At 47.7% G+C, this 11,519-nt stretch carries 6 protein-coding genes and 1 tRNA gene; 5 read left to right on the forward strand and 2 right to left on the reverse strand.

From position 1 onward, the window contains the following. Positions 1–101 precede the first annotated feature (101 nt). Complete coding sequence (locus tag E2I14_RS12290; protein WP_133328875.1) at positions 102–1,112, forward strand: tyrosine-type recombinase/integrase; 1,011 nt, start codon at positions 102–104, stop codon at positions 1,110–1,112. Positions 1,113–1,190: 78 nt separating this feature from the next. Here E2I14_RS12290 and E2I14_RS12295 read toward each other — a convergent pair. Together E2I14_RS12295 and E2I14_RS12300 are read right to left on the reverse strand one after the other, a co-directional pair. Further along, positions 1,191–1,266, reverse strand: a tRNA-Asn gene (locus E2I14_RS12295). Positions 1,267–1,327: 61 nt separating this feature from the next. Beyond that, positions 1,328–2,542, reverse strand: a complete 1,215-nt coding sequence (locus tag E2I14_RS12300; protein WP_133328877.1) for an amino acid aminotransferase — start codon at positions 2,540–2,542, stop codon at positions 1,328–1,330. A 197-nt stretch (positions 2,543–2,739) separates the two neighbouring features. On the opposite strand from E2I14_RS12300, the gene uvrB reads away from it, so the two are divergent. The 4 genes from uvrB (at position 2,740) to E2I14_RS12320 (ending at position 11,215) form a co-directional block, all read left to right on the forward strand. Beyond that, on the forward strand, positions 2,740–4,833 hold the full coding sequence (gene uvrB / locus E2I14_RS12305) for an excinuclease ABC subunit UvrB (protein ID WP_133328879.1): 2,094 nt from the start codon (positions 2,740–2,742) through the stop codon (positions 4,831–4,833). Positions 4,834–5,088: 255 nt separating this feature from the next. After that, positions 5,089–6,480, forward strand: a complete 1,392-nt coding sequence (locus E2I14_RS12310) for a GntP family permease (protein ID WP_133328881.1) — start codon at positions 5,089–5,091, stop codon at positions 6,478–6,480. Between the two features lie 773 nt (positions 6,481–7,253). After that, complete coding sequence (locus E2I14_RS12315; RefSeq protein WP_133328883.1) at positions 7,254–9,656, forward strand: TonB-dependent receptor; 2,403 nt, start codon at positions 7,254–7,256, stop codon at positions 9,654–9,656. Positions 9,657–9,772: 116 nt separating this feature from the next. Then, positions 9,773–11,215 (forward strand): amino acid permease, encoded by a 1,443-nt coding sequence (locus tag E2I14_RS12320; RefSeq protein ID WP_206105633.1) that lies wholly within the window; start codon positions 9,773–9,775, stop codon positions 11,213–11,215. The last annotated feature ends 304 nt before the right edge of the window (positions 11,216–11,519 follow it).

Below are 11,519 nucleotides of genomic sequence, written 5' to 3' on the forward strand. Positions count from 1 at the left end.
CCTTGCATCAAATTCGGTCGCCGAACGGTCTACGATAAGGTTGACTTGGATGCGTGGTTAGATGATTATAAGCAGCGAGGGCGAGCCGGAAAGGAAACTTTATGGCTCAAGAAATTGGAGTGTTCAAACGACCGGACTCCCGGTTCTATTGGATCAATACTACCCTCCCGAACGGTCAACGTTTACGCCAAAGCACTGGGACTGAAAGCCGAAAGGAAGCCGAAGCGTACCTCGCCAAGGTCAACCTCGACGCTTACCGTCAAGCCCATTTCGGCGTGAAATCGGAACGTTCTTGGGAAGAAGCCGTTGTTCGGTATCTCGAACTTAAAGCAAGTTTGCGGAGCTTTAGAGATGTGCAGCGCATTTGTCGCGGTCTTCATCCTTATTTAGCTGGTTTGAATTTGAACCAGATTACCGGGGATGAAATTTGGCGTATTGCACAAGGTGAATTGAAGCGGGGGAATAAACCTGCGACGGTGAACCGTTATTTAGCGTTAGTGCGTAATTTGTTGCATATGGCACGCGATGAATGGCAATGGGTTGATACCATCCCTAAAATCCGCATGTTGTCGGGCGAAGTAGAGCGTGATCGATGGTTGACGAAAGAGGAGGCCGTGCGGTTGATTGCAGCGTGTCCTTCTCACTTGGCTGCCTTAGTCCGTTTTGCGTTGGCGACTGGTTTGCGTGCTAGCGAGATTACCGGCTTGGAATGGGGTAGGGTAGATTTAGCGCGGCATACCGCATGGTTGAACCAAACCAAAAATGGGACCTCGCGAGGGGTTCCTTTAAATGTTGATGCGGTGGCGGTTTTAGTGGAGCAGGTTGGAAAGCATCCTCAATTTTGTTTTACATACAACGGTAAGCCTATCGGTTGGGATGTCACGAATACCGCTTGGCATAACGCATTACGTAAGGCAGGAATAGAAGATTTTAGGTTTCATGATCTCCGGCACACATGGGCGTCATGGCATCGTCAGGCGGGAACGTCGTGCGATGAACTGAAAGATTTAGGAGGATGGAAGTCGCGGGTGATGGTGGATCGTTATGCCAAGTTCGCGACTGAGCATTTGCAAGTGGCGGCGTCTCGGATTGAATCGATGTTTGGGAAGTAACGTGCAAAGGTTGTCACGTTTTTGTCACGGTCTGAAATAGAAAAAGGGCTGCATTTGCATGCAACCCTTTGTATTTTGTGGCTCCCCGACCTGGACTCGAACCAGGGACCTGCGGATTAACAGTCCGTCGCTCTACCGACTGAGCTATCAGGGAACAGAAGCGAGATTATAGGGGGATTCGGCTTAATCCGTCAAGCGTCTTTCCCCACTATTTTTTATAACACCTGGCAAATCGCATCTACTACGCGACCGATGTTGCTGAAATTGAGAGCGGCGACGCAGATGCGGCCGGTATCAATTGCGTAGATCGAGTTATTGTTGCGTAATTGGTCTACTTGGTCTTTGGTTAAGCCAGAATACGAGAACATGCCGCATTGCTGTTTGACGAAGTCGAAGTCATGCCCTGGCGCTTTTTGTTTCAATAAATCGACTAATTGTTCACGATTGGCTTTGATACGCACACGCATGGCGGCTAATTCGGATTCCCACAAAGCGCGTAATTCTGGGGTCGATAACACTGTTGCAACCACTTTACCGCCGTGAGTTGGTGGGTTGGAATAGTTGGTGCGAATGACACGTTTTAATTGCGACAATACGCGCGCTGATTCAGCCGCATCAGCAGAAACAATGCTCAATGCACCAACGCGCTCGCCGTACAGCGAGAACGATTTAGAGAACGAGTTGGACACAAACAATGGGCCGCCGGCATCAGCGAAGCGACGCACTACTTTGCCATCTTCTTCAATGCCCGCGCCAAAGCCTTGGTAAGCCATGTCAAGGAACGGAATCAAGCCGCGAGTAGTGATGACTTCAATTACCTGCGTCCATTGATCGGCGGTCAAATCTGCGCCAGTTGGGTTGTGGCAGCAAGCGTGTAACAAAACGATAGAGCCAGCAGGCATGGATTTGAGGCTGTCCAACATGCCTGCAAAATTCACGCCGTGCGTTACCGCATCGTAGTATGGGTAGTTGTTGACCACGAAGCCAGCGGATTCAAACAGTGCGCGGTGGTTTTCCCAGCTTGGGTCGCTGATATAAACTTGTGAATCTGGTGCGAAACGTTTCAGGAAGTCGGCACCCAATTTCAGGGCGCCAGTGCCGCCGATTGCCTGCGCGGTGATGGCGCGTTTTTGCGCGATGACATTGCTGTCGGCACCAAACACCAATTCTTGAACGGCTTTATCATAGGCAACTAATCCGTCAATCGGCAAATAGGTGCGCGGTGTCACGGTGGCGATTAAGTGCGCTTCGGCACGTTGTACGCATTCCAACAGTGGTACTTTGCCGTTGTCATCGTAATAAACACCGACGCCTAAGTTGACCTTGGCTGGATTGGTGTCAGCGTTAAACGCTTCAGTGATACCTAAAATAGGATCGCGTGGAGCCATTTCGATGGCGGAAAATAGGGTGGAAGTCGTTGAGGAAGTCATCGTTGAAGTGAGCTAGAAGTGAGAATGCAAATGAAGAAAACTAATTTAGAAACACAATTAGAAACACGAAATAAGCGAACTAAGTAAAATACTCGGCTTGGTTGCGAAATAAGCGTTTTAGAACGTTAGTAATATAACTAGCTTATGCAGCGCAATCAAAAAATAACTCCATATTGTATAACAAAGGCGTAGTTCCCATGGCGGATTTAGCAGCAGTTCCTAGTAATGAAGTAGCGGTGCCGCAAGAGAGTCAGTTCGTGCGTTTTCCGAATTCGCCGTTTCAATTATTTCAACCATTTGCGCCCGCGGGCGATCAACCGGTGGCAATTGATCAACTAGTTGAGGGGATTAATGACGGTTTGGCCTACCAAACCTTGTTAGGCGTTACCGGCTCGGGTAAGACATTTACCATGGCCAACGTGATTGCCAGAACTGGTCGGCCAGCCATCGTGTTTGCGCCGAATAAAACGTTGGCCGCGCAGTTATATAGCGAATTCCGCGACTTTTTTCCGCAAAATGCGGTTGAGTATTTTGTCAGCTACTACGATTACTACCAGCCAGAAGCCTACGTGCCGCAGCGCGATTTGTTTATTGAAAAAGATTCCGCGATCAATGAACACATTGAGCAAATGCGTTTGTCCTGCACCAAGTCATTAATGGAGCGGCGCGACGTCATTATCGTGGCGACCGTTTCTGCCATTTACGGTATCGGTAATCCGAACGAATACCATCAAATGATTTTGACCTTGCGCGCCAAAGACAAAGTTAGTCAGCGCGACATCATTGCCCGTTTGATTCAAATGCAATATACCCGCAATGAAGTGGATTTCGGACGGGGGACCTTCCGCGTGCGTGGTGACACGATTGATATTTTCCCTGCTGAACATGCTGAATTGGCGGTGCGGGTCGAAATGTTTGATGACGAGATCGACAATCTCCAATTATTCGATCCACTCACTGGTCGTATCAAACAAAAAATCGCACGCTTTACCGTTTATCCGGGTTCGCATTACGTCACGCCGCGCGCCACGGTTTTACGTGCCATCGAACAGATTAAAGAAGAGCTTGCTGAGCGCTTGGTCTTCTTCCGCAAAGAAAATAAATTAATCGAAGAGCAGCGCATCGAACAGCGCACGCGCTTTGATTTGGAAATGATGAGCGAAATCGGCTTCACCAAAGGGATTGAAAATTACTCGCGCCATCTAAGCGGTGCAAAGCCTGGTGAACCGCCTCCAACTTTAGTCGATTATTTACCTGACGATGCGCTCATGTTTTTGGATGAATCGCACGTCTTGATTGGTCAATTCACCGGCATGTACAACGGTGATAGGGCGCGTAAAACTAACTTGGTCGATTATGGTTTCCGTTTGCCCTCAGCTTTGGATAATCGCCCGTTACGGTTTGACGAATTCGAATCCAAGATGCGCCAAACGGTATTTGTTTCGGCCACGCCAGCGGCGTACGAAAACACTCATTCTGACCAAGTGGTCGAGCAAGTGGTGCGGCCAACTGGTTTGGTTGATCCAATGATTGTGGTTTTGCCAGCCAGCACTCAGGTCGATGACTTGATGACCCAAATTACCGAGCGCGTAAAGAAAAACGAGCGCGTCTTGGTCACCACATTAACCAAACGCATGGCCGAGCAATTAACCGATTTTCTGGGTGAGCACGGAATTAAAGTGCGTTATTTGCACAGCGATATTGATACGGTCGAGCGGGTTGAAATTCTGCGCGATCTACGCTTGGGAACGTTTGACGTATTGGTTGGGATTAACTTGCTGCGCGAAGGATTGGATATTCCAGAAGTATCCTTGGTGGCGATTCTGGATGCCGATAAAGAAGGTTTTCTCCGTTCAGAACGCAGCTTGATTCAAACTATTGGTCGTGCGGCGCGTAACTTAAATGGGATGGCGATTTTATATGGCGACAAAATCACCGATTCGATGCGCAAAGCGATTGACGAAACCGAACGCCGCCGCAATAAGCAAATCGCGTTTAATACCGCTAACAACATCACGCCAACGGGCGTGGTCAAACAAATCCGCGATTTGATCGACGGCGTGTATAACCCGCAAGCCGCACGCGCTGAGTTGGATGCGGCCCAAGAACACGCGCGTTATGAAGTCATGAGTGAGAAGCAAGTCAGTAAAGAAATTAAGCGTCTTGAAAAACTCATGCTCGATCATGCGAAAAATCTTGAGTTTGAAAAAGCCGCAAATGTGCGCGATCAATTGGCCCAATTAAAGTTGCAATTATTTGGCGCAAGTGGGAGCAATTCCCCGATTGTGTAGTGGCGCGACCACGCTATTTTTGAACTCCTGAAATTACAAGAAATAGCGTGTGACAAACCGAGCAAACCCTGTTTAGAATGCCTAAGCGTTAAATTTGCGCTGGCTTGACTTGGCACGCTTAACAATGTCAAGTAAAGCCAGCGCGAGTTTGTGGGATTTAACACTTTGCGCGTATCGCATTGCGGATCTAATTAAAACGAATTCATCGAGACTATCCGCTTTGGCCTTCACCCTTTAACCAACTCAGGAAAAAATATGACTTTACTCGTCGTACTGGCAGCCTTGATATTGCTGATGTTTATTGCGTATCGTGGATTTAGCGTTATTTTGTTCGCCCCGGTCATTGCCTTGGCGGCTGTTCTTGTCACGGATCCGCAAATGGTTGCGCCGATGTTTACCAGCGTGTTTATGGACAAAATGGTCGGCTTTCTTAAATTGTATTTCCCGGTATTTTTACTCGGTGCGATTTTCGGCAAGGTGATCGAGTTATCTGGTTTTTCTAAATCGATCGTGTCGAGCATTATTAAGTTGGTTGGCTCTGAACGTGCGATTTTGTCGATTGTGTTGGTTTGTGCGGTGTTGACTTACGGCGGCGTATCGTTATTCGTGGTGGTGTTTGCGGTCTATCCGTTTGCGGCTGAGATGTTTAGACAGGGGAATATTCCTAAGCGCTTAATCCCCGGCACGATCGCGTTGGGAGCCTTCAGTTTTACGATGGATTCGTTTCCTGGCACGCCGCAAATTCAAAACATTATTCCTACTACCTTTTTCAAAACAACTACGTGGGCGGCGCCTTGGTTGGGTGTAATCGGTTCGCTCTTTATCTTGGTCGTTGGTATGTTGTATTTAGAATGGCGCAGAAAAGTAGCGTTGGCCAAAGGCGAAGGCTACGGCACCGCTCATCAAAACGAACCAGAGCCTTTTGCTGAGCAAAAATTGCCGCATCCAGTCTTGGCGATCTTGCCGCTCGTCTTGGTTGGTGTACTCAATAAAGTCTTCACTCAACAAATCCCAGCTATATACGGCACATCGTATAGTTTATTGCTGGCCGGAAGCACCAAGCCGGTGATTACTGAAGTCCCTAAAGTAGCGGCGATTTGGGCAGTCGAAGCGGCCTTGTTAATCGGTATTTTGTCGGTGTTAGTTTTGGCGTTTAAGCCGGTGAGCCAAAAGTTTGCCGAGGGTTCAAAGGCAGCGATTGCCGGCGCGTTGTTGGCTGCATCGAATACCGCGACCGAATACGGTTTTGGCGCCGTTATTGCCGGATTGCCAGGCTTTTTGATCGTTGCCGATGGCTTGAAGTCGATTCCGAACCCGTTAGTCAACGAAGCCATTACCGTGACGACCTTAGCTGGTATCACGGGTTCTGCGTCGGGCGGGATGAGTATTGCGCTCGCCGCGATGTCGGATTCATTCATTCAAGCGGCCAATGCGGCGCATATTCCTTTGGAAGTCATGCACCGAATTGCGTCAATGGCTTCGGGCGGGATGGATACTTTGCCCCATAATGGTGCGGTTATTACGTTATTGGCCGTGACCGGCTTGACTCATCGTGTTTCGTACAAAGATATCTTTGCCGTGACCTGTATTAAAACCGCGGCGGTTTTCTTTGTGATTGCGGCGTACTACGCCACCGGCATCGTATAGCAGCTGAGTTGTTTATTTAAAGCACCTCTTTGTAGGTGCTTTTTTTGTGGCTGTAATTTGGTTGAGGAGGGCGTTGAATTTATTTTTATTTGGTGATTTCTGATGTTCGCTAAATTTTGTGCGAAATCACCCGCGCAATTTGCTGAAAAACTTGCTCTTGTTCGGTTTTATGTAAATTTGTGTCGCGATTTGAAAAGAGTTAGCTTTATTTGCTCAGTAGAATCATTCTGACTTGAACCGTTGTGGTCTTCGCGCCACACAATAGGCTTTATTTTACCCATGGAAAGAAGTGTTCTCGCTAGCACAGCACTATCGAATAGACTTAATCGCTGCCGTGCAGGATTATTTCACTGTTGCATGAAAATTCGATTTGTATATACTTATTTCTCGAAGTAATCATTTTTATCTATACAACTAATGAAATAGCGCGATAAGCGCACAGTTGGGTAGAAAAGTTTTGCCTGTCATCGATTTAACCAAATAATCGATGGCGTTGCTTGGTGCGGATAAAAGTTGTCGTAACCAATATGTTTTAGTTAACTCGCTGGCGCTCATAAAGTGAACAGCCGAGAAATTTGCCTGAATCAGTCTTGCCTTTACCCGAGTTGAGCAATGACATTAGGATTGATATAAAAGTCGTTTAAGAATCAATGTGTTAAAAACATGGCGCAAATATTGCTTAAGAGCACCGAGCAAATTAGCGTCAACAATAGAAATTATGTTGAGCTATAGAATTCAGCAAATTTTTTTACATTCTCAGGAGACCACGCATTATGGCAAATCGACAGTTCAATTTTATCTGTGCAGCGGCAGTAGCCTCGGCATTCACCTCCGGCCTCATGAGCGCACCAACTTGGGCACAGGAAACCTCAACGACGGTTTCGGCTCCAGCGCCAAGCCCATCTGATTCAGCAAAAAGCAAATCCACCGACCAAATTCAAACCGTTATCGTTACAGCGAATAAACGCAAAGAAGACGCTAGCAAAGTGCCGCTAAGCATTTCGGTTATTGGCGGCGATGAATTGGCGGCGCAACATATTGAAGACTTTGCCTCGGCAACGCGCTCCATTCCTAATATTTCTTTCTCTGGTGGCGGCGGTGGCGGTAATGCGGGTAACGGTCCTGGCTTGTCCAACATCGAGATGCGCGGAATTAGCTCTTCCGGTGGATTCTCAACCGTTGGCGTTTATCTGGACGACGTGTCTATGTCGGCGGGCAATGTGTACAGTATGGGAACTGCCGAACCTAAGTTTTTCGATTTAGACCACATTGAAGTGTTGCGTGGTCCACAAGGAACGCTGTACGGCGCGAGCTCTATGGGTGGAACTGTTAAATTCATCAGTAACCAGCCAAACTTAAAAGAACAAGAATTTAACGCAACGGCTGATGTTTCGCACACAGCAGGCGGTGGCACTAACAATACTGAAACGGTCGTGGTAAACCAAGTGTTGACGCCGGGTGAATTGGCATTGCGCATTGGCTTGGAAACGGCGCATAAGAGTGGTTTTATTGATCAGGTCAATCCAACGACTGGCGCGGTGATCGCGAAGGGTATCAACTGGGAAGACGATCGCGTGGCGCGACTTGCGTTGAAATGGTCGCCGACCAAAGATTTAAGCATTACTCCATCGGTATTCTTCCAGCAAGTCAATGCGGGTGATATTGATGTGGCGTATTTGGCTCTTGGTAACGGCACTCCATTGGCTAACAATCAAACCAGTAAGCAAGTGCGTGAGCCGGGTAAAGATGTATTGGTGGTACCAAGCCTGACAGTCAATTACGGCATGGGCATTGGTGACTTGACTTCTGTTACCAGCTACTTCAAGCGGGTCTTTAACCGTACTCAGGACGGTACCACAGTCAACAGCACTTATTTGGCAACCCAGATTATTCCTAAAACACCAGCGGCCACGCAATTGGCAGGTATCGTCAATGATTTGCCTTCAGCGGTGTTCTTGAATAACGAAATTACCCAGTTCTCACAAGAGATTCGTCTTGCGTCCAAACCGTATGATCCAAGTGTTTCGCCAATTACTTGGGTGGTCGGCGCTTACGCATCAAACATGAATACCAACATTACCGACAATGAGCCGGTATATGGAATTAACCAAGCTTTCCAAAGCGCTGGGTTGGATGTGAATAATCCAGCGGATTTGTCTGGCGCGGTTGCTAACGGCTTCCCTAATGACAATTCCTACTATTCGCATCGCATGTTCCACGACACGCAACAATCCGTGTTCGGTGAGGCGAATTACTATTTCAGCCCAACGTTGCATGCCACAGCAGGCTTGCGTTATTTAGAAGCGAAAGACACCTTTAAACGCGTTGCCGATTTCTATTTTGCTGGTGGCCCAACACTCAACTACGCTGAGAGCACAGGCAGCAAGGCAACACCTAAGTTTGCGGTAACGTGGGAAGTGAACCCAACGAACACAATTTACGCGACAGCTGCGGAAGGTTTCCGTGTTGGTGGCCCTAACTTCCAATTGCCAGAGCCATATTGTGGTTTGTCGTCCAATCCATCCAAGTACGACCCAGATACATTGTGGAGCTATGAGATCGGTAATAAGTCACGTTTCTTGAATAACACGCTTTCAGTGAACGCTGACTTGTTCCACATCGATTGGAAAAATCTGCAGCAATCCATCACTGTGACTCAATGCGGCTACGCCTATAACACCAACGTCGGTAGCGCAACCAGCGATGGTGGCGAGATCGAGGTTAAGTACAAGCCAACACCGCATATCGTGCTTGATTTTGCTGGTGGTTATACACACGCTGTGTTAGCCGATAGCGCCGGCGCTGCGGTCGGTATTACCGGTGCTAACAAGGGCGCAAATGTGCCTGGCGTGCCGAAGTTCAACGTGGCCTTAACTGGCCAATATAACTTTGACTTGAATGATGACGTGCAAGGTTTCGTGCGCACGGCGGCACATTGGACTGGCACCAGCAATGGCTCTTTAGATCCAAGCAATCCTGACTATCAACGTCCTGCCTACGCCAACGTAGATTTGAGCGCTGGTGCTAGTTTTGAGAAATTTGACATTTCAGCTTACGTTCGAAACGTTGCTAACAGTCAAAAAATCATTCAGCGTCCGGAAGTCCAATATGCCGCTGGTGAAGTTTATCGCATGTCTCCACGCACAATTGGTGTAACTTTATCCGGTAAGCTGTAATATCATTCTTTTTTTGCAATCGATCGCTAGGGGAAGTCACTGACTTCCCCTGCTTTTGTTGACGTCCACAAGACGTTCGCAATGGATCATCGCTAGATTTACAGGATAAAAATAGAATGAGCATTTCATCAGAGACAAACACCCCAACATTATTTCAACGAATGCTGCGCACCAAACCGATTGGTGTTATGGCTTCCAAAGGCGAGGGCGAAGAAGCGGGCGGTGGTCTGCGTCGCACGATCGGTCTTTTTCAACTTACGATGTTCGGAGTCGGTGCAACAATTGGTTCCGGTATTTTTGTGATTTTAGGTGACGCGGTTCCCAAAGCCGGGCCGGGCGTCATTCTGTCTTTCATCATCGCTGGTATTACCGCCGCGCTCACCGCGCTTTGCTATGCTGAATTAGCGTCCACGATTCCATCTTCTGGCTCGTCCTATTCGTTCACCTATGCCACGATGGGCGAAATGGTGGCCTATATGATTGGTTGGTGTTTGTTGTTGGAGTACGGTATCTCCAGTTCCGCGATTGCAGTTGGTTGGGGGCAATATCTAAATGAATTGTCCTTCGATATTTTGGGTGTCCGGATGCCGGCTGCTATTGCCAATCCGCCGGGGGTCAACGGCGGAATATTCAATTTGCCCGCGGTAATTTTGGTGTTGATGTGCTGTATTTTGCTACTTCGCGGAACCAAAGAATCGGCCAAAGTGAATACCATCATGGTGGTCATTAAAATTTCAGTTTTGGTGATGTTTATTCTTATCGGATTGACCGCGTTTAATTCGAGTAATTTGCATCCGTTTATGCCGATGGGCATGGCAGGTGTTGGCGCAGCGGCATCTAGTATCTTCTTCTCGTACATTGGAATTGACACAATCGCGACTGCGGGCGAGGAAGTGAAAGACCCAAAACGCACACTGCCATTAGCCATATTGTTTTCTCTATTGATCGTCACAGCAGTCTATGTGCTGGTTGCTATCATCGGCGTAGGCACTCAGCCCTACACACAATTTAATGGTAATGAAGCGGGCTTGGTACAAATATTGCGTCGGATTACGGGTGCAACGTGGCCGGGCATCATTTTGGCCTTAGGCGCGGTGATATCGATTTTTAGCATTACCTTGGTGACGCTGTACGGCCAAACTAGGATTCTGTACACGATGGCTAAGGATGGCATGCTGCCCGCGATTTTTGCGAAGGTGGATTCGCATACGCATACTCCGCGTAAAAATACCGTGATTGTTGGCACCTTGGTTGCGATTGCTGCGGCGCTTTTGCCGCTCGACGTATTAGCGGATTTGACTAGCATGGGTACGTTGGTAGCGTTTGCAATTGTCTCGAGTGGCGTGATCATTCTCCGACGCACAAGACCCGATTTGCCGCGTGGATTTAAGGTTCCGCTGTACCCGTTATTTCCAATATTGAGTATTTTCTTTTGCTTGTATTTGATTGCTGATTTGTCGTCGCAGACCTTTACGTTGTTTGCGGTTTGGCTCACCTTTGCGCTGATATTTTATTTTGCATACAGCATGAAGCACTCGAAATTAGAAAAGACAGAATAAGTTACGCGCTTGCAGCCACAAGCTAACTTTAAAAAAAATTACAAAATAAAAGATTGTGAAAGGGAAATTGATTTACAGAAACGCCTAAGTGTAATAAGCTAAAAAATAGCGCAGAAGTGCATCAAATCTAGGTTTTCGGCAGGTGGATTGGATGTAAATTTTAAGTAGTATTGGAGAGATAGTATGGATTTTTCAGAACGAGGGCAGGATCCGACCAAGAAGATGGTAGGTATCTCTGTTGTAGTATTGGTTCATGCGATAGTGATTTATGCGTTGCTCAATGGATTGGCGACGCAAATTGTTG

This window comes from Sapientia aquatica, assembly GCF_004358105.1.
Taxonomy (GTDB): Bacteria; Pseudomonadota; Gammaproteobacteria; order Burkholderiales; family Burkholderiaceae_D; genus Solimicrobium; species Solimicrobium aquaticum.